General features: G+C 46.7%; 21 protein-coding genes. 11 read left to right on the top strand and 10 right to left on the bottom strand.

The features are described 5' to 3' along the window. Positions 1–48 precede the first annotated feature (48 nt). Together ispG and HUX64_RS01800 are read left to right on the top strand one after the other, a co-directional pair. Positions 49–1,278, top strand: a complete 1,230-nt coding sequence (gene ispG, locus HUX64_RS01805; protein WP_174624536.1) for a flavodoxin-dependent (E)-4-hydroxy-3-methylbut-2-enyl-diphosphate synthase — start codon at positions 49–51, stop codon at positions 1,276–1,278. 125 nt (positions 1,279–1,403) lie between these two features. Continuing rightward, entirely contained in the window at positions 1,404–3,128 is a 1,725-nt protein-coding gene (locus tag HUX64_RS01800; RefSeq protein ID WP_174624535.1) for a glycoside hydrolase family 17 protein, read from the top strand. Positions 3,129–3,347: 219 nt separating this feature from the next. Here HUX64_RS01800 and HUX64_RS01795 read toward each other — a convergent pair whose 3' ends face one another. Together HUX64_RS01795 and HUX64_RS01790 are read right to left on the bottom strand one after the other, a co-directional pair. After that, positions 3,348–4,523 carry an NnrS family protein gene (locus HUX64_RS01795; protein ID WP_174624534.1) on the bottom strand — a complete coding sequence of 392 codons (1,176 nt, stop codon included), beginning with the start codon at positions 4,521–4,523 and terminating at the stop codon, positions 3,348–3,350. Next, positions 4,501–5,322: a ferritin-like domain-containing protein gene (locus HUX64_RS01790; protein WP_174624533.1), complete on the bottom strand. Its 822-nt coding sequence runs from the start codon at positions 5,320–5,322 to the stop codon at positions 4,501–4,503. Before HUX64_RS01790 ends, HUX64_RS01795 begins: the two co-directional genes overlap by 23 nt. Positions 5,323–5,346: 24 nt before the next feature. Between HUX64_RS01790 and HUX64_RS01785 the strand changes: the two genes are divergently transcribed. Genes HUX64_RS01785 through HUX64_RS01775 form a run of 3 tightly spaced genes read left to right on the top strand, consistent with a single transcriptional unit; the run spans position 5,347 to position 7,216 of the window. After that, complete coding sequence (locus HUX64_RS01785) at positions 5,347–5,703, top strand: VanZ family protein (RefSeq protein WP_174624532.1); 357 nt, start codon at positions 5,347–5,349, stop codon at positions 5,701–5,703. 39 nt (positions 5,704–5,742) lie between these two features. Continuing rightward, positions 5,743–6,342: a GNAT family N-acetyltransferase gene (locus HUX64_RS01780; protein ID WP_174624531.1), complete on the top strand. Its 600-nt coding sequence runs from the start codon at positions 5,743–5,745 to the stop codon at positions 6,340–6,342. After that, positions 6,332–7,216, top strand: a complete 885-nt coding sequence (locus HUX64_RS01775; RefSeq protein WP_174624530.1) for a carbon-nitrogen hydrolase family protein — start codon at positions 6,332–6,334, stop codon at positions 7,214–7,216. Before HUX64_RS01780 ends, HUX64_RS01775 begins: the two co-directional genes overlap by 11 nt. Here the strand turns inward: HUX64_RS01775 and rpoS are convergent. The 3 genes from rpoS to HUX64_RS01760 are packed head-to-tail and all read right to left on the bottom strand — an operon-like array spanning position 7,189 to position 9,661. Then, the gene (gene rpoS, locus HUX64_RS01770; protein WP_174624529.1) at positions 7,189–8,172 is read right to left on the bottom strand and encodes an RNA polymerase sigma factor RpoS; all 984 of its coding nucleotides are present in this window, start codon (positions 8,170–8,172) and stop codon (positions 7,189–7,191) included. The genes HUX64_RS01775 and rpoS overlap by 28 nt on opposite strands. 37 nt (positions 8,173–8,209) lie before the next feature. Then, positions 8,210–9,148, bottom strand: coding sequence for a peptidoglycan DD-metalloendopeptidase family protein (locus HUX64_RS01765; protein ID WP_174624528.1), 939 nt, complete (start codon positions 9,146–9,148; stop codon positions 8,210–8,212). Positions 9,149–9,154: 6 nt separating this feature from the next. Beyond that, a complete protein-coding gene (locus HUX64_RS01760) occupies positions 9,155–9,661 on the bottom strand; it encodes a DnaJ domain-containing protein (RefSeq protein ID WP_174624527.1) in 507 nt (168 codons plus the stop codon). 109 nt (positions 9,662–9,770) lie between these two features. Between HUX64_RS01760 and mobB the strand changes: the two genes are divergently transcribed. Further along, positions 9,771–10,295, top strand: a complete 525-nt coding sequence (mobB, locus tag HUX64_RS01755; protein ID WP_174624526.1) for a molybdopterin-guanine dinucleotide biosynthesis protein B — start codon at positions 9,771–9,773, stop codon at positions 10,293–10,295. Beyond that, positions 10,292–11,536, top strand: a complete 1,245-nt coding sequence (gene moeA / locus HUX64_RS01750; RefSeq protein WP_174624525.1) for a molybdopterin molybdotransferase MoeA — start codon at positions 10,292–10,294, stop codon at positions 11,534–11,536. The genes mobB and moeA overlap by 4 nt, the downstream gene beginning before the upstream one ends. 40 nt (positions 11,537–11,576) lie before the next feature. Here moeA and HUX64_RS01745 read toward each other — a convergent pair whose 3' ends face one another. The 3 genes from HUX64_RS01745 to HUX64_RS01735 form a co-directional block, all read right to left on the bottom strand. Further along, on the bottom strand, positions 11,577–12,335 hold the full coding sequence (locus HUX64_RS01745; RefSeq protein WP_174624524.1) for a ceramidase domain-containing protein: 759 nt from the start codon (positions 12,333–12,335) through the stop codon (positions 11,577–11,579). Positions 12,336–12,415: 80 nt separating this feature from the next. After that, positions 12,416–12,739 carry a rhodanese-like domain-containing protein gene (locus HUX64_RS01740; RefSeq protein WP_174624523.1) on the bottom strand — a complete coding sequence of 108 codons (324 nt, stop codon included), beginning with the start codon at positions 12,737–12,739 and terminating at the stop codon, positions 12,416–12,418. Positions 12,740–12,741: 2 nt separating this feature from the next. Next, positions 12,742–13,908 (bottom strand): pyridoxal phosphate-dependent aminotransferase, encoded by a 1,167-nt coding sequence (locus tag HUX64_RS01735; RefSeq protein WP_174624582.1) that lies wholly within the window; start codon positions 13,906–13,908, stop codon positions 12,742–12,744. Between the two features lie 106 nt (positions 13,909–14,014). On the opposite strand from HUX64_RS01735, the gene dksA reads away from it, so the two are divergent. From dksA to acs, 3 genes are all read left to right on the top strand, one after another. After that, positions 14,015–14,449, top strand: a complete 435-nt coding sequence (gene dksA, locus HUX64_RS01730) for an RNA polymerase-binding protein DksA (RefSeq protein ID WP_174624522.1) — start codon at positions 14,015–14,017, stop codon at positions 14,447–14,449. 9 nt (positions 14,450–14,458) lie between these two features. Beyond that, on the top strand, positions 14,459–15,358 hold the full coding sequence (gene gluQRS, locus HUX64_RS01725; RefSeq protein ID WP_174624521.1) for a tRNA glutamyl-Q(34) synthetase GluQRS: 900 nt from the start codon (positions 14,459–14,461) through the stop codon (positions 15,356–15,358). 66 nt (positions 15,359–15,424) lie between these two features. Beyond that, positions 15,425–17,356, top strand: a complete 1,932-nt coding sequence (gene acs, locus HUX64_RS01720) for an acetate--CoA ligase (protein ID WP_174624520.1) — start codon at positions 15,425–15,427, stop codon at positions 17,354–17,356. A 124-nt stretch (positions 17,357–17,480) separates the two neighbouring features. Here acs and HUX64_RS19490 read toward each other — a convergent pair whose 3' ends face one another. After that, a complete protein-coding gene (locus HUX64_RS19490) occupies positions 17,481–17,756 on the bottom strand; it encodes a cysteine peptidase family C39 domain-containing protein (RefSeq protein WP_425484237.1) in 276 nt (91 codons plus the stop codon). Between the two features lie 189 nt (positions 17,757–17,945). Continuing rightward, positions 17,946–18,140: a hypothetical protein gene (locus tag HUX64_RS01710; protein WP_174624519.1), complete on the bottom strand. Its 195-nt coding sequence runs from the start codon at positions 18,138–18,140 to the stop codon at positions 17,946–17,948. A gap of 7 nt (positions 18,141–18,147) precedes the next feature. Between HUX64_RS01710 and HUX64_RS01705 the strand changes: the two genes are divergently transcribed. Beyond that, positions 18,148–18,558: a hypothetical protein gene (locus tag HUX64_RS01705; protein WP_174624518.1), complete on the top strand. Its 411-nt coding sequence runs from the start codon at positions 18,148–18,150 to the stop codon at positions 18,556–18,558. The last annotated feature ends 551 nt before the right edge of the window (positions 18,559–19,109 follow it).

The raw sequence follows: 19,109 nt of genomic DNA, 5'->3' as shown, positions 1-19,109 counted from the left end.
AATTTATTCTTCCAGATAACTGTAACCTTTGCCAAAAAGATTTAGTCTATGTCAATTAGCCTCAGAAAAATTACCCATCAAGTTTCAATTGGCGATGTCAAGGTAGGAGGCGGCGCTCCTGTCGTTGTGCAATCAATGACCAATACCGATACAGTCAATGTTTCCGCAACCGTTAAGCAAATTATCGAACTGGCTACTGCCGGTTCCGAACTGGTGCGCATTACGGTTAATTCGGAAGAAGCCGCCAAAGCCGTTGCGGAAATTCGCAGCCGGTTGAATCAGAAAGGCTGGTCTGTACCTATCGTCGGCGACTTTCATTTCAACGGCCATAAATTACTGGAAAAATACCCGGACTGCGCAGAGGCTCTGGATAAGTACCGTATTAATCCCGGCAACGTGGGCCGCGGCAAGAGCCGCGATCCGCAATTTCAGCAGATGGTTGAATTTGCCTGCCGTTATGACAAACCGGTGCGAATCGGCGTCAATGGCGGCAGTCTGGATCAAGCTGTTTTAACCCGGCTGCTGGATGAAAACAGAGCCTTAAAGTATCCTGAGCCCTTGCCGGCGGTCACCCGCAAGGCGATTGTCCTGTCTGCGCTTGAAAGCGCCGCCAAGGCGGAAGAGATTGGTCTTGCAAAAAATAAAATCATTCTGTCGTGCAAAATCAGTAATGTGCAGGAACTGATAAACATTTATCAGGATCTGTCCAGCCGCTGTGATTATGCGCTGCATTTGGGGCTTACCGAAGCCGGCATGGGCTCCAAAGGCATCGTATCTTCATCCGCAGCCTTATCCGTGCTAATGCAGCAGGGCATAGGCGATACGATTCGCATTTCCCTGACGCCCGAACCCGGCGCATCCAGAACCCAGGAAGTTATTGTCGCCCAGGAAATTTTACAAACCATGGGCTTTCGTTCGTTTACCCCCCTGGTTATTTCCTGCCCCGGCTGCGGCCGCACGACCAGCGATTATTTCCAGAAACTGGCTATGGACATTCAAAGCTATCTGCGCGATCAAATGCCGGTTTGGCGTACCCGCTACCCTGGCGTTGAAGCCATGGAAGTGGCGGTCATGGGCTGTGTAGTCAATGGTCCGGGGGAAAGCAAAAACGCCAATATCGGCATCAGTCTCCCGGGTACGGGCGAGTCACCCGTAGCGCCTGTGTATGAAGATGGCCTGAAAACAGTGACGCTTAAAGGCGATAAAATTGCTGAAGAATTTCAAGGCGTGGTGCAGCGCTATATTGAATCGCATTACGGTTCATCAGCTGCGCATTAACACTTCATTTGCATCGGAAAAATTAAAATTTCAAGCGCTTCTGGAACACCGCAGGTTTTATCTCAGCCTTTGAGTAATCCTTATCTTCTATCCCTGCCTCATTAAAACCTTTGAACTGAAGCTATATGAGAATTGCATCATTCGTGGTACTGGTTATTGTGCTTAACGGCTTTGCACAGTGGCTGTATAACCTGCCCCGCTATGTAGGCCCTGATGTGCCTAAGGGAAAACTTAACAGCCTGTCATTTGCGCCGTTTCGGGAAGGCCAAAGTCCGCTCGAGGAAAAATTTCCCACCCCTGAGCAGCTTGACGCTGATTTGCGTCTTTTGGCGGATAAAACCCTTACTATTCGTACCTACGCCAGCGCCGAAGGCAGCATGCCGGCCATACCGCCGCTGGCACGCAAATATGGGCTCAAAATGACTCAGGGAGCCTGGCTGGGAATAGTAAAGAAAGATCATCAAAAAGAAATACAGGAGCTTATCAGGGCCGCCAATGCGTATCCTGATGTAATCAAGCGAGTGATCGTAGGCAATGAAGTGTTGTTACGGGGAGACTTTGGGCCGAAAGAACTTATCGGTTATATTCGCCAAGTCAAGCAAGCTGTTAAACAGCCGGTTTCATACGCAGACGTCTGGTCCATGTATATGAAATATCCTGAGTTAATCAGGGAAGTGGATTTTATTACTATCCACATTTTGCCTTATTGGGAAGATGAACCGATTTCAGTCGATCAGGCGCCGGCCCATATCGAGCGCATTTACAAACACGTCCGGCACGAGGCTGATTTAATCGCTCCCGGCAAGCCTATACTCATCGGCGAATCAGGCTGGCCAAGTGCTGGACGCCAGCGGGGATGGGCCATACCCGGTATCGTAAACGAGGCCAAGTTCATTCGCGGCTTGATAAAAGTGGCGAATGAAAATGGTTTCGACTACAACATTGTCGAGGCAATCAACCAGTCATGGAAAAGTGAATTTGAGGGCATAGTCGGAGCAAACTGGGGACTTTTTTCAGTCGATCGCAAGGAAGTTTTTCCTTTGACCGGTAAGGTTTACGAACACGCTGAATGGCATAAGGAACTCGTTGCTTCCACATTAATTTTTCTGATAGCGGTTCTAGGCTACAACAAACGGCTACAGCGCTTGACTGCATTACGACTGGCAAGTTTTCTACTATTTATCCAACTGCTGGGCTTTTTGCTCGTAAATCAGCTGGATAATTTATGGTATACCAGTTACAGCGATTGGCAGCGTTTGCAGAGCCTTTTAATCGTAGGATTAAATGCTGTTTTGGGCGGCTTAATAACGCATCGCGCCTATTGTTTGCTAAGCGGCCAGACAAACCGCCCTAAACTTGGCTCCTGGCTTTATACAAGCTATTTGCTATTTGCTGCATTTGCCATTTATAAAACCTTTGGCCTGGCATTAGCTGGACGCTATCTCAGCTTTCCGCTCGTCTCGGCTTATCTTCCGGCAGCAGGAATATTCGCATTAATACTGATACGCTATGTCACAGAACGGCAATATTCAGCGGCGGCACTTGAAATTAACCGGCTAGTCGGAGATGGGCACAGGAAATTTCCATACGACAAAATTGTCGGTTATGGCCTGATTTTTACGGGCCTGGCCTTAATTATCGGAGAATTCATCGCTTTTGCGGCTAGCCGCGACTTCATCCTTGCCTATCCCGATATTCGCGAAAGAAGCGCTTGGGCTTTTATTTTTACAATAACCAATTATCAAATGCTGGCCTGGCTGGCATGTGTCGGCATCCTGGCAGTACCGTTATTAATGCGTGAAAATAAACTTTCTGATGACAAGATAAAAGTTATCAAGCCTCTGGTATAGAAAAACAGGCCCGAGTAACTTTCTTTATATGAGCCTGGGATAAACCGCTTCATTAAATGGTTTCTTGCGTTATAGTTAAAATATTTCAGGTTTTATTATTACCAAAAAAACGCAGAGACTACGAAGGTTTGGTTAAATTAAATGATTTTGACGGCGTGATCTCTGCTGTAAATAGTATTTTAACCTGATCAAAATAACACTTTTGTAATCGCTCAAGCTTCAGCCTTGCTGGCTATCTACTCTTGCGCTGGTTAAAATCGGTGCATACACAAAGATAAACAAGGCAAATGCCGCCAGCCATAAAAGCGTTGACGCATATAGTAAACCGCCATACCAGCCCGGCATGGCTATCGGTAATAAAACCCTGAACAGCGCCGCCAGATTAATCAGTATAAAAGCAATAGCCATGGCGTTGGAAACCCTGAGCGCCCTGCCGGTGTGGCCCAAGGATACCCGCGCCATCATGCCCAAGGTCAAGACGCCGATTCCGCCTATAGTAAAAGCATGCAAGGCTAAAGACGGCAGCACCAGCGAATACGCCGAAAATACCGTCAGAACAAAACCCAGAATAATCCAGCCATAACCGGCATACAGTATCCACAGCAGCGGCACATACCAGATTCTTTGCACATACCAGCCGGCTACTCGCGCCCCGTTTGCAATCACCGCTAAAACGGCCGCCACGGCCAATACGGTTCCTGATGCATTAACTAATTGCAGACCAAATACACTAACCGCTGTCGCAATTGCCGATCCATCCAGAATCAGACTCCTTGTCACCAGTGTTCCATGTATACCCCGTTCGGTAAAAAACGGAAAAACCCGCCCGGCAATAACCAGAATCAGAATAATAATAGTCGCTTCCACAAGCTGAAGTCCCAGCGCTGCCGTGTTTTTCGCTAGGCCGAGAATTTCGGCATGTATTAAACCGTTACCTGATGCTAATACCAGTAAAATTCCGATAAAAACCAAACCGGCATAATACTTTGTCTGCACAATCGGTTTGCTGATCTGATAAGCCAATGCCGGTAAAAAAGAGAAATCGATCAGTGCAATCAGACTGTCGGGCAATATTCCGCAATAAAACGGCACGATGCGCCCATAGAGCCATAGCAAACAAAGCGCCGCCAATTGGTCGCCTGTCAAAGTGGCTCTGCCTGTCCAGTTTTTAACCGCCGTTAATAAAAAACCGGCAATGACAGCGACAGAATAACCCAGCAGCATTTCGTGTCCATGCCAGTAAGTAGCAGGAAAATAATTATCCAGCGTCAAGGCGCCTTTAAAAATAGCGTTCCAAAGAACTATCAAAACCAGCGCAGATAATCCGGCAAGGGCAAAAAATACCCTGAAGCCCAAGGCAAACAGAGGATAATCAAAAATATTTTGTGTTTTCATTGCCATGTGTTTCCAGCCAGTCCAGCTCAGCATTTGAGAAGCCTGCAATTATACGCATTTCTCTGTTAAAAGGGCCTTTTGGCTTGCCACCTTTAAAATAGTGCGTGATTAATTGCCGGTATTTAGCCTCCGGTTCAAAACCTTTTTGCCTGCATACAAATTTGAACCAGTATGAACCCGATTCTACATGCCCGACTTCATCGGTTAAAATCCGGCTTAAAATTGCCACACTGTCATCATCGCCAAGCACTTTGAATTTTTCAATAATAGCCGGGGTCACGTCCAGCCCGCGCGCTTCCATACACCGGGGAACCATAGCCAGCCTGGCCAGTAAATCATCGGCCGTAGCTATGGCATGCTCCCATAATCCTGAATGAGCGGGCAAATCGCCATAATCAATGCTCCTGGTCCGTAAATGGTTTCTGATTAATTCAAAATGTTGCGCTTCTTCATCAGCAACCCGCAGCCAATCCTGATAAAATTGCTTCGGCATGCCGCGAAATCGATAAACAATATCCCAGGCCAGATAGATGGCGACGAATTCAACATGAGCAATGGCATGAAAAAAAGCGGTTACGCCATCGGTTGTAGTCAACTTTCTTGCCGGCATATAGCGCGGCGCCAATAACTCCGGCTTATCGGGAAACTTGACACTGGCAATCGGCAATAGCGGCCGATCTTCCGCCAGATCTAATGCGCCATTTAACAATAAGTGCCTGGCGTAATGGCTGAGCGCCAGTTTTTCATCGATACTGGGCCGGTGCAAACAGGCCTCGGCAAATTCAAATAAATTTTTCATTACTGGTTTTTTTACTGTTTGCGCATGATTAAAATAATGGATTTTTGCTTGTTTTTTCTCTATTGCCTGTTCATTTACTGGCTTTCCGATCAACCATCGCTGCCGGTGCCGATGCTGTTTCCGAATAATGATAAGGGTTATCATGCCGCCGCCTATTTTATTATGGGCTTATTGGCATGGCGCAGTTTTAAACATGTCATCAGTTCACCTGTTTTACTGGCTTCGCTCGGCATTATCTTTTGCAGTGTATACGGCATATCCGATGAATGGCATCAGTCTTTTGTCGAAGGCCGCAGTTCCGATACCGCTGACTGGGTGGCAGATACTATGGGCGCAGGTCTGGCAATATTTTTAATGCAAAAACTACGCGCTTGGCGATAAGTTCGGCTAAAATGCGTATTTTTACCGGCCGCCTCAGCCATGTCTAGAAATATTCGCATAGCAAGATGCACCGGCGCAGCTCTGCAACGCTACATTCCTGAGCTTGCCGGTCTTAGAATTGAAGTATTTCGCGAATTCCCCTATTTGTATGACGGGGATTTTAACTATGAAAAAAAATACCTTCAAACCTATATCGATTGTTCTGACAGCGTCATCGTATTGGCTTTTGATGGCGATAAAATTGTCGGGGCATCAACGGCGATGCCGATGAAATATGAAACGGATGAACTAAAAAAACCGTTTATCGAAAATGGCTATAAGCTGAATGATGTCTTCTATTGCAGTGAATCAGTACTGAACAGGCAATACCGCGGACTGGGTATCGGCGTCCGTTTCTTTGAACAAAGAGAAGCTCATGCTGAAGATCTGGGCGGCTTTAAACATATCACCTTCTGCTGCGTAGAACGGCCGCTCGATCATCCTCGCCGTCCTGCTGATTATGTCCCGCTTGATAAATTCTGGAACAAACGCGGCTACTTCAAACATCCTGAGCTCAGGACCGCTTATCGCTGGAAAGACCTTGATGATAATGAAGAAACACCCAAACCCATGATTTTCTGGCTTAAAGATGAACGTTAAAATTGCAGCCGCACAATATGACATCAGTTTTTTGAAATTGTGGCAGAATTATGAACGAAAAACTGAAAGTTGGGTGATTGAAGCGGCGAAACGCAATGTCGGCATTCTGCTCTTTCCCGAGTATGCCAGCATGGAACTGGCATCGCTGTTCAGCCAGGATATCTATTCATCCTTAAGCCAGCAACTGGCGGCCATGCAGTCATTGCTGGATGACTATATAGACTGGTTTCGTACCTTGGCTCAAAAATACAATTGTTATATTCAGGCCGGGACATTTCCGGTAAAAATTGATTCGGGTCACTATCGAAACCGCGCCTATCTGTTTATGCCTGACGGTCAGGTTGATTATCAGGATAAACTCATGATGACCCGTTTTGAAAACGAGCAAGGGCTTATTCAGAGCGGCAAGGAACTTAAGTGTTTTGATACGGAATACGGCAAAATCGCCATTAATATCTGCTATGACAGCGAATTTCCACTGCTGGCAAGAAAGCAGGTTGAAGCCGGAGCCAATCTGATTCTGGTGCCCAGCTGCACTGACACCCTGGCCGGCTATCATCGGGTTAAAATAGGTTGTCAGGCAAGGGCTCTGGAAAATCAGTGCTATGTTGCCCAGTCATCCATTGTAGGTATCGCGCCCTGGTCTGAAGCAGTGGATATAAACATCGGAGCGGCAGCTATTTATACGCCCGTAGATCGCGGCTTTCCCGATAACGGTATTTTAGCTATCGGCGAACTCAATGCCGCGCAATGGGTTATCGCCGAAGTCTCGCCAGGCGACTGTGAAACAATCCGCGAACAAGGGCAGGTTTTTAACTACAGGGATTGGGTATTGCAGACTGCCTGTCAGTTAAAAATTGACTCAAAGGAATAACCATTAAAATGCAGAATCTCCTTTAATCTTTTTAAAGCGTCCATTTGTATTTGCCTGACGCGCTCCCGGGTAACGTTCAGCTCCTGAGCTACCTGCTCAAGTGTTGAACTTTCGTAGCCACATAGTCCATAGCGGCGGCATATGACTTCACGCTGCTTTTCAGGCAATTGAAACACCCAACTGGTAATATTTTGTTTAATACCCTCCTCCTGTAATATTTCAGCTGCTGAACCTTGGTTATCGGAAATCGACTCAACCAGGGGCTTATCAAACTCCTTACTGCTTGGAATGTCCACTGAGGTGACTCGTTCATTGAGCCTCAGCATTCTTTCAACTTTTTCTACCGGTTTATCGAGATGCTGGGCTATATCTTCGGCGCTAGGCTCGTGATCCAAAAGTTGGGCCAGATGACGCTGAGCCTTAAGATAGGTATTCATTTCTTTAACAATATGAATCGGCAAGCGAATGGTTCGCGTCTGATTCATTATCGCCCGTTCAATAGTTTGCCTGATCCACCAGGTTGCATAAGTTGAAAATCTGAATCCTCTTTCCGGATCGAATTTTTCAACGGCTCGAATTAAGCCCAGGTTGCCTTCTTCAATCAAATCCAGTAAAGGCAGGCCTCTATTCAAATAACGACGGGAAATTTTTACCACCAGCCGCAAATTACTCTCGATCATAATCTTGCGGGCTTCCTGATCGCCTCGCAAGGCGCTTTTGCCGTAAATTTTTTCCTGATCCGCCGTTAATAATTTTGATCGTCCCAGTTCGCTCAGATATACCCGGGTGGCATCAAAGTTATTATCATTTCTGGCTTTAACAACAGGAGGTTCATCCTCACTTTCGATGGGCTCTATCAGGGTAGATAAATCCACAATCTCTTCATCGAAAGATAAATCCTCTTCAAACGGAATGTTCATATCATCGTCCGATGGTTCATTTAATTCTTCATTCATAGTAACTCCACGATTAATTAGCCTAAGTCAAAATCGTCTAGTTATATTGCGGTAAAAGTGTAAGTGGATTTACCGATTTCCCATTTTTTCTTATCTCAAAGTGCAGCGCAGCCTTTTTGTATCCTGCTTCGCCCACTTCTGCAATATCCTGGCCTTTTTCAACTTTTTGTCCTTCGGCAACAAGCAGACGACTGTTATTTGCGTAGGCGCTTAGATATAAATCATCATGCTTGATAATGACCAGGTTACCGAAGCCAATCAAACCTTGTCCACTATAAACCACTTTCCCTGCTTCTGCAGCGTACACTGGCTGGCCAATTTTGCCACTTATATCGATACCTTTATTAGCCGATTGTGAAAAATTTTTCAGGATTTTACCCTTAATCGGCCATTGAAAACTTAACTTTAACATTTTTTGGTTATCAATTGAAATAATTGATTTTTCCGGTGATTCAGTTCGATTTTTTGCAGAAGTAATTTTAATTTTTGCAGGCTTGGGAGTTGATTTTGCTACTGCTGGATTACTCTTTTTCGCTTTCGAACCCGCGGATTTTTTTGCGGTCCTCGCTGCCTTTTTTGCAACCGCTGTTTTGTGCTGTTTTTTATTGGCCAAATTAGTTTTTGGATCAGGATTAAATAAACGGATTTTCTGGCCTACTTCTATCTTATAAGGCGCTGCAATCAGATTCCATAGAGCCAGACGTTGATAACCATGACCGGAACTTACACCAATTGAATACAGGGTTTCGCCTTTTTTAACGACATGATATTTTGTACTATCTTCAATAATATCAGGGGTATATGGCTCTGGAGAAGTCGCGGCGGGATGAGCCGCATTAGCAGGAATTTTTGAGTTTACAGCATAATTATTTGAACTTACTGGTGCATAATTTTCTTGGCGCGACGTACAGGCGGTTAATAAAGTGCATAAAATCAGCGTTATGCTAAAAATCAGCCTGGAGTGATTAAAAGACATTGAAAATTATTTTCTCAATAAAATCTTTTTAGCCAAATTTATTTTCGCTGCCAAATAATCCGATCCGCCGCGGTCCGGATGCATTTTTTGCATTAATTTTCGGTGAGCATTAATAATTTCCTGCTCTGATGCGCCCTTTTTCAGACCCAATACTTCATAAGCCTCTTCAACAGATAGTGAGCCTTTAGTGCCGAGATTATTTTGCCGCCCTGCCGTATTGTGTGAGCCGGCCTGTTTTGCGGCAATAAATCCCAACCATAGTTTGTATATTTGCGGAGCATGGCGTAGTAATATCGGCATGAATCTGACTATAAAGGCAACAATCACTCCCATGAATGCAAAGAACCAATTCAATCGTCCGGTGGCAGCCAAATACACTAAAACCGCTCCGGTAATACTTAAGAAGAAAACTTTGGCGTATTTTGCTATTAAGGGGGTGGGAGTTTTTAAAAGTCTGTTCACGGCAAACCAGGCCGTAATAATCAACAACAAAACCAGAAAAATTCGAATCAATGATGTACTCCGATTGGTGATTTCTTACAAACCGCTCACCTGGTGATTTGGCAAATAATACCTTAGAATATAATTTTCATAATAACAGCAGGCAGATTAAATTATGGCCATGCAGAATGCCCAAATTCCAGTTTTAGGCTTTGCCGCCTTTAGCGGAACCGGCAAAACGACTTTACTGACCGAGTTAATTCCGATTTTAAAAAACCAGGGACTGCGCATAGGTTTAATAAAACATGGACATCATGATTTTGAAATAGATCAACCCGGAAAAGACAGTTTCCGCTTAAGAAAAGCCGGCGCCTCACCGGTCATGCTGATATCCTCCCGGCGGCGCGCCATTATTACGGAAATCATCCCGGAAACCGAACCCGGGCTGGATGATCAGCTAAAGCTATTCGATCAATCTGAACTGGACTTGCTTCTGATTGAAGGTTTTAAAGCAGAAAAATTCCCCAAAATTGAACTGCATCGATGCTCTCTTAATAAACCGCTGCTTTACCCAAACGACCCGGACATTATTGCGGTTGCCTCAGATGATGAGCTCGCAGTCCCGGATTATCTGATCCAATTGAATATCAACAGGCCTGACCTGATTGCTGAATTTATTCTACACCGCTTCCTGACAAAACCATGATTGACTCATGCAGCCCGGCAGCAAATGCTTTGCTATCCCTGGAGCAGGCTCTGGAAAGAATCAGAAGCGCAATAAATTCCGTGCCCGGATCAGAAAAAGTAACGTTGAAAAATGCGCTGGGACGAATACTGGCGCAGTCAGTTTATGCGCCTGTCAATCTTCCTCCCGATCGGAATGCAGCCATGGATGGTTATGCTTTTTCCAGCGCCGATATTAATCGCGAGCATCCCTTCACTCTCGGCCTGGCCGGCACTTCGTGGGCCGGAAAGCCGTTTCAAGGCCAACTGCAAGCCGGACAATGCGTCAGAATTTTTACCGGCGCAGTGGTGCCGGAACAAGCCGATTCAGTCATTATGCAGGAGCAGGTACAGGCTGATGAACACATTATACGCTTCCCTGCAAACACTCCGGCGGGTCAAAATATCAGGGCGGCAGGCGAAGATGTAAACCGGGGTGACTTATTGTGCGCTCATCCTAAAAAATTGACAGCGGGCGACATTGGTTTGCTAGCCTCTGCCGGAATCCATGATATTGCAGTCAAACGACACCTTAAAATCGCTTTTTTTTCGACCGGCGATGAGCTTACACCCCTGGGCCAAGCGCTGGAACCGGGGAAAATATACGACAGTAATCGCTATAGCTTAAGCGGATTACTGGCTGATCCCAATTACGATACAGTTGATCTGGGGGTTATTCCTGATAATAAGCAAGTGCTGGAAAATCAGCTTGTTACGGCCTCCAAAACCTATGATGTGATCATTACTACAGGCGGTGCTTCGGTAGGTGAAGCCGATTATGTCAAGGACATACTCGACAGCTGCGGACAGGTAAATTTCTGGAAAGTAGCCATAAAGCCCGGTAAACCGCTGGCATTCGGCAAGATCGGTTCCTGCTGGTTTTTTGGCTTGCCCGGCAACCCGGTCGCTGTCATTACAACTTTTCAGCAGATCGTAGCCCCCGCGCTTAGACAGCTCTGCGGAGCACCTGCTTGCAAACCCTTGCGGCTCATTGCCACGTGCACAACTGCGTTGAAAAAAGCGCCCGGCCGACAGGAATTTCTATGCGGTATTCTCACACAAACCGGTAGCGGCGAATTTTATGTCGCTTCATCGGGTAAGCAAGGGTCGCACATGCTTAGCTCTATCAGCCGGGCCAACTGCTATATTGTCCTGGCCCCTGAATGCACTAGCATACGAACAGGCGGAACAGTCACTGTCGAACCGTTTACTCTTTTTATATAACAAGTTGGTATTTAGGGCTTAGGCCAACTATACCAAAGACTCACACCTTTGTGCGTTTGCGCAAAGCCAAATAATAAACATAGGCGCCGAGCGCTGCAAACACATGCTTCAGCGAATGGCCGCTGATCAAACCCAAGCCTCTAAAAACTTCGCCATCGAAGAACTCCATGAGCTTCGCCAGGACGTACAGCCCTATTACACCCCAGATATACTTGCTCCCCTTTAAGGGACAATTAAAAAGCCACAGGATCAGCGGTATTAGCACTACGGGCAAAAACTGCACCAGCGCATAAGCCCGCAGATCGCCGCGGCCATTGAGCTCCGGGATATACCAGTAAAGCACTGAAGCCATGCCTGACATCAGCAAAGGCACGAATAATTTCAGAGCAATTTTAGATGAGATATATTCTCCCAAAATGGCAGTGAACAGGGCCATGAATGCAATCGTCATCGGCAGGCGGTCCCACAGCAATGTTTGATTGACAGGATGGTAGTGATAGTAGGCGGAGCCGAAACCGGTCAGCAGGATGCCGGTAAAAAACATTAAATACACTATTTGCAGCTCGACCAATCCGCCTCTGGCCCGGCCCGATGCGATTAACTGCATGCCCATGAGGCCGACAACAAGAAAAGGAATATTGGAAAGCACATTATAAAAATTGGCTATGTTCAGAATAACCCGCCGATCGGCAAAGTTATGATATGCCGGGTCCTGAGGAATCGGCCTGATGCTCATGACTGCGATAATAGCAATGGCAACAATAGCTAATATGATTGTTACGCGCCTGTCTTTAGGCATGAAGCATCCTCTTTACAGGCTGAGTTAAGCAGGCAAGCGCCTTGAGAGCGGTAATACTCGCCATGACGCTTGAAACAGGACTAATACCGGGGCACCGAACTATCGCATTCACAAGACCAGGCATCAATTCCGCCGGTCAAGTTAGCGATAGCGTTAAATCCTGAATGCTCAAGGTAAGCGGCGGCTTGCTGGCTGCGCATGCCGTGATGGCAAATCACCACAGTTTCCTGTTGCGCATCCAGTTCATTCAGTCTCTTCGGGAGTTGATTGAGCGGAATTAAAACGCTGTTATCGATATGAGCGTATTGAAACTCATTCGGCTCTCTGACATCGAGCAGAAACAGCTTATCTCCCTTTTGAATTCTGTTTTTTAATTCTATTGCTGAGATTTGTTTTACTGACATGATTATCCTTTATTAATAAATCTTTCCAAACGCTGCATGGCTAAGGCTATTCTATCTATGGAAGTCGTATAAGCAAAACGGATATAGTGACTGGCATCATTTACTCCGAAATCTTTTCCAGGCGTTATGGCAACCGCTTCAGTCTCCAGAAAATCCATCGCGAATTGATAACTGTCATCGGTGAATCCGGAACAATTAGCATACATATAAAAAGCACCGTCCGGTTTAACGGGAATGTCAAATCCCAGACGCAGCAGATTCTCATAAAGGAAATTACGCCTCGCTTCAAATTCAGCTCTTCTAAGTTCAAGCTCGGCCAGCGTGCGCTGATCAAAAGCAGCTAATGCCGCATATTGCGAATGTGTGGAGGTGGCAATAAAAATATTTTGCGCCAATTTTTCAGCCGCTTCAACAAACTTATCCGGCACTATCAGCCAGCCGATTCGCCAGCCGGTCATGCCGAAATATTTCGAAAAGCTGTTGATAACAAAAACATTGTCACTAAATTCTATTGCCGAGCAGGCATTCCCGCCATAGACCAGGCCATGATAGATTTCATCTGAATAAAAGCAGCCATCCAGGGCATTAACTGCAGCAATCGTCTGCTTTAATACCTCCCGGTCAATAAGAGTGCCGGCGGGATTGGAAGGCGATGCAATAACCGCCCCTTTGGTGGCTGGAGTCCAGTGCTGTTTGATTAATTCTGCTGTTAATTGATAGCCGGTTGCGGCATCTACAGGAATTAGTCCGGCTTCGCCATCGAACAGCCTGATAAAATTGCTGTTACAGGGATAACAGGGATCGGTCAATAATAATTGTTCCCCCGGGTTCACGCTTATTCCAAGCGCCAGTAAAAACGCGCCGGATGCGCCAGGCGTTACAAAAATACGTTCAGCGGAAACGGCTATGCCATAACGCTGCCGGTAAAACCCGGCTATTTTTTCACGCAGTTCGGGCAGCCCTGCTGCCGCGGTATACTTGACATTACCTGTTTGAATATGCTCGATGCCGGCATCAATAATGAGCTGCGGTGTAGGAAAATCAGGCTCGCCGATTTCCATATGAATAACATCCCTGTCGTCGGTCTCCAATTGCTTGGCACGCCGCAATAATTCCATCACATAAAACGGGGAAATCCTCTCAGTTCGTTTAGCCAGCCGATCAGACATATTGGCGCTCACTAAAAAAGACTGGATCATACCAATAAACCTTGCTAACTTGGAACTATTCTGCTAAAAATGCGCAGTTTATTCATCTTGTCTTAGGAGTTAATGGATGACCGAGAGTTTTAAAGCTGGTGCATCGCCTTTCAGTTTTACCCCCTATGTCGAAAAAGAGGGCGAAGAATATATGAATGAAGCTCAATTAAAACATTTTGAGAATATTCTAAAGAACTGGAAAGCTGAATTAATGCAAGAAGTGGATCGTACTGTACACCACATGCAGGATGATGCCGCTAATTTTCCTGATCCCAATGACCGGGCGACTCAGGAATCAGAATTCAGTCTGGAGCTGAGAACCCGCGATCGTGAACGTAAACTCATCAAGAAAATTGACGAGTCGCTGAAGGAAATTGAATCGGGAGATTATGGTTTTTGTGAATCATGCGGAATTGATATCGGCATACGCCGGCTGGAAGCCAGACCCACTGCGAGCTTGTGCATAGACTGCAAAACACTGGATGAAATCCGCGAAAAACAAATGGGCTAGAAGATTGTCGTGCCGGTCAAACAAACCTATATCGGCCGCTTTGCCCCTTCCCCTACCGGCCCTTTGCATCTCGGATCGCTTTATACGGCCCTCGCCGGTTTTCTTCAGGCCCGTTCCCAACAAGGCCAATGGCTGCTGCGAATTGATGATCTCGATACTCCCCGGAATATAAAAGGCGCCGCCGATACTATTTTAAAAACCCTGGAGATTTTTGGCCTGCATTGGGACGGCAATGTTTACTATCAAAGTCATAAACGTGAGGAATATGAAGCCATTCTGAACGAGTTAAAAAATAATGAACGGGTTTATCCCTGCACATGCAGCCGGAAAGAATTGTCACATCTCCCCGCGAAACAGGCATTGCCTGATATTTATCCCGGCATTTGCCGCGATAAACAGGCTCCGGCCGGTGCTCCTCATGCTTTACGCGTCAAAACCGATCACTGCATTATTTCGTTTCAGGACGATCTGCAAGGGCTGATTTCGGCTAACCTGGCCGAGCGGCACGGCGATTTTATCCTGAAAAGAAAAGACCGGATTATTGCCTATCAATTAGCTGTTGTTATCGACGATCACAGGCAAAACATCACGCATGTAGTTCGCGGCTCCGATTTACTGGATTCGACGCCCAAGCAAATTTTTTTGCAGCAACAGCTGGAATGGCCTGCCCCCGGCTATATGCATGTCCCCATCCTGGTCGACAGGCAGGGTTATAAACTCAGCAAGCAGACTTTTGCACAGGCCGTGGATTTAAAAACGCCTCATCAGGTCATTTTTCAACTGTTGTCATTATTAAAACAAAAGCCTCCTGCGGAGCTTCAACAGGCGCCGGCCGCTGAGCTTCTTGGCTGGGCGCAAAACCACTGGAACCCGGCCCCCTTAAAAAATCTCAGGGCAATCAGCCCGTGAATTTACTCATTAACTATTTACCCTGTATAGTTTGTAATGCACGTTGCCGGATAAAAGGATTAAAACATGTCTAAAATTTATGCAGTGAAACCTGAAATAGCCGCGCAAGCGCATATCAGCGCTGAAACCTATAAAGCCATGTATCAGCGCTCTATCGATGAGCCGGAAGCTTTCTGGGCAGAACAGGCAGAGCAATTTCTGCAGTGGAGCAAGCGCTGGAATAACGTCATGGACTGCCATTTTCCTACTGGCCATATCCGCTGGTTTGAAGATGGAAAACTTAATGTCAGCGTTAACTGCCTGGATCGTCATCTTGAAACACGCGGCGATCAGACTGCTCTTATCTGGGAAGGCGACAATCCGGCTCATGATAAAAAGATTACTTATCGTGAACTGCACGAACAGGTCTGCAAATTTGCCAATGTATTAAAAACCCTGGGCGTCAAAAAAGGCGATCGGGTATGCATCTATTTACCAATGATTGCCGAAGCGGCGATTGTGATGCTGGCCTGTACCAGAATAGGGGCTGTGCATTCGGTGGTTTTTGGCGGTTTTTCCGCCGAAGCATTAAAAGACCGGATCCTGGATTCAAACTGCCGGCATATAGTCTGCGCTGATGAAGGCTACCGCGGCGGCAAAACCACGCCCATTAAAGCCAATGTCGATCAGGCCGCAGCCGACTGTACCCAGATTGAAAAAGTCATCGTCATAAAAAATACCGGTAATGCCGTTGATTGGCAGAAAGATCGAGACCTCTGGTATCACGAAGCAATGGCGGAGGCTTCCGCCGACTGCCCGCCGGAAGAAATGGACGCCGAAGATCCCTTATTTATCCTGTATACATCCGGCTCTACCGGCAAGCCGAAAGGTGTCCTGCATACTACCGCAGGCTACTTGCTGTATGCGGCAATGACCCACAAATACGTATTCGATTACCATGACGGAGATATATACTGGTGTACGGCCGATATCGGCTGGGTAACAGGTCATTCCTATACTATCTATGGTCCCTTATGTAACGGCGCTACCACACTCCTGTTTGAAGGTGTTCCTACCTATCCTGAAGCAGATAGATTCTGGAAAATAATTGACAAACATCAGGTGAATATTTTTTATACCGCGCCGACTGCAATACGTGCCTTAATGGCGCACGGCAACGAATTTGTCAGCCGTACTGACCGCAGCAGTTTGCGAATTCTGGCCAGCGTCGGCGAGCCTATTAACCCGGAAGCGTGGGAATGGTATTACCATATCGTCGGCAAGGGCCGGTGTCCGATTATGGACACTTGGTGGCAAACAGAAACAGGGGGCATATTAATCACGCCTTTACCCGGCGCTACGCCGTTAAAGCCAGGCTCTGCCACCCTGCCCTTTTTTGGCATTAAACCGGAAATTATGGACAATGAAGGCAATATCAGAGAGGGCGAAGCAGAGGGCATTCTGGTAATAAGCCGGTCCTGGCCTGGACAGGCGCGCACGCTATACGGCGATCATCAGCGCTTTGTCGATACTTATTTTAAAAACTATCCCGGTTATTATTTTGCCGGCGATGGCGCACGCCGCGATAAAGACGGCTATTACTGGATTACCGGGCGCGTGGATGACGTGATCAATGTGTCCGGCCACAGAATGGGAACGGCGGAAATCGAAAGCGCCCTGGTGCTGCACGAACATGTTGCCGAAGCCGCGGTGGTTGGTTATCCGCACGATATCAAAGGCCAGGGCATCTACGTTTATATTACCTTAAATGTGGGCATAAAACCCTCGGAAGAGCTGAAAAAAGAACTGATTGACCTGGTCAGGGCAGAAATCGGCGCCATTGCCAATCCGGATATTATTCAATGGGCTCCGGGCCTGCCCAAAACCCGTTCGGGTAAAATCATGCGCCGTATATTGCGTAAAGTTGCATCGAATGAAATTGACAGCCTGGGCGATACTTCCACGCTGGCCGACCCATCGGTGGTTGACAACATTATTACGCATAGAGCCAATAAATGAACTTTAACCTTGTTATTATTCTGCCTCTGCGTAAAACTCGCCAGATTCAAGCTAAATTAAACCGAAAGTCATCGCGCCCTGTAGTTAAGCCTGACATCTTGAGCATTCTGGGTTGTGCCTATGCCTAAAGATAGATTGAAAGTTTGGGAAGAATATTTAAACGAATAGCCAGCGGTGCTTTAACCTGGAGCGCCCATTCATCCTGATCCTGGAAACGGGTGGCATCTGAATTATGTTTAGCATGGATTAAAAACAGAATGTGCCTTCCCGATATCTCTTCAAACTCATCTCGAGGCATTTGTTTCACGCCGACCGCAGGATTTCCTACCGGAACCTCCTGTTCATTAAGTACTTTAATAATGATGAAATGTAAATAGCCTTTATTATTCAGGATAGTAATTGCCAGGGCGTTAACGGTAATTAGAAGCGTCGTTCAGCAACACTTGGCATACAAGGAAAGTTATAATTCCCTGCGCCGGCAATGCCGTTAAAATTTAAAGAACCTGCATTAGTATAAAAAGCCGGCAGTAACAAAACTATAATTCGGCAAAAATTTCTTTCATATCAGCCTCGTAATTAAAAAATTACCTTAAGGTATTATGATCACATTGGCGATAGTGGAATCCTGAATGAGGACATTGTTACCGGTATTTTGGATAATTGAAATTATGCCGCTCGCCTCGGTAAATACCTCATGATCCATAACATTGAAACCATTGACGTTATTATTTGCTTCGTTGTCGCTTAAGGTAGCCCGTACATTCATATTGTTAAGGGTAGTCATATTATAAGTGCCCCAATTTTCAGACCCTCAATTAAGGTGGTATTCTGCGGAAAAAAGAAGCACAGGCGGTTTGGTAGCGCTATGGTCGGCCCAACGGGGCTGGAAAACTCAGGCGGAGGCCAGCGAAAGAGGCGTTATGCAGGCAAAGCGGGCGCCTCAACGTGGAGTTGGACGGGCTGAAGAAAACCTTCGGGATATCCCTATAGACGAGTGTCTGCGCTGGCTGCAAGCACCCGGCGAGATAAGCGTTGCGCGGCAATGCGAGCAATCACAAGCCCACCGTACGGCAGATGGCGGTGATGAGGGCGCATGGGCCAGGCGAGTTATCCCAAGCCGAACCTTAACCACAGTCACCCTGAGCACTGAGTCTATCGGTATGGGTTGGACGCTGTTGCGCTCGAAGCGCCGAAGCAGGTGAGGAGCACGGACATCACTTCTATTGGGCTGGAGCGGGGTTGCCTGTATCGGATCGAGGTGCTTGAGTGGTACCGCCGCAAAGTGATAGCTTGGCGCTTGTCGACTGGGCTGGATGTCAGTTTTTGCCTCGCCTGCTTGAAGGCGGCGTGGCAGCAGGGCTGGCGGGCTACTTCGATTTTTATAAGGACAGAGGGCTTCATCCAGCCTTGAAATAGGCGATACCGAACGCCGGTCATGACGGTCAGGGGCTTGACTCCATATGCACAAGTCCCACCCTCATTCACCCCTTGCCCCCACTATGCCAGGAAAGGCAATGCCGTTTTCTGGACAGCTGCAGCGCAATCATAACAACAAGGGTATATTTTAAAGCGCAGGAAGCCACCTTAATTCAGGCTGATTTTTTGTCTGGACAAGGGCCGTCCACTTTACTGCTCACCGGCAAATATTTACTAACTAAAGGTTAACTACAAACTTGCAAACAGAAGTTACTGGTTGACATTTACGTTGACCTGGAAAGACACCTGTTGTTGCGTTAAAGCATTGGCGCCAAGA

It is taken from the genome of Candidatus Methylobacter favarea, from assembly GCF_902806695.1.
GTDB lineage: Bacteria > Pseudomonadota > Gammaproteobacteria > Methylococcales > Methylomonadaceae > Methylobacter_B > Methylobacter_B favarea.
The sequence above is the reverse complement of the archived record's forward strand: the minus strand, read 5'-3'. Positions and strand labels throughout refer to the sequence as shown.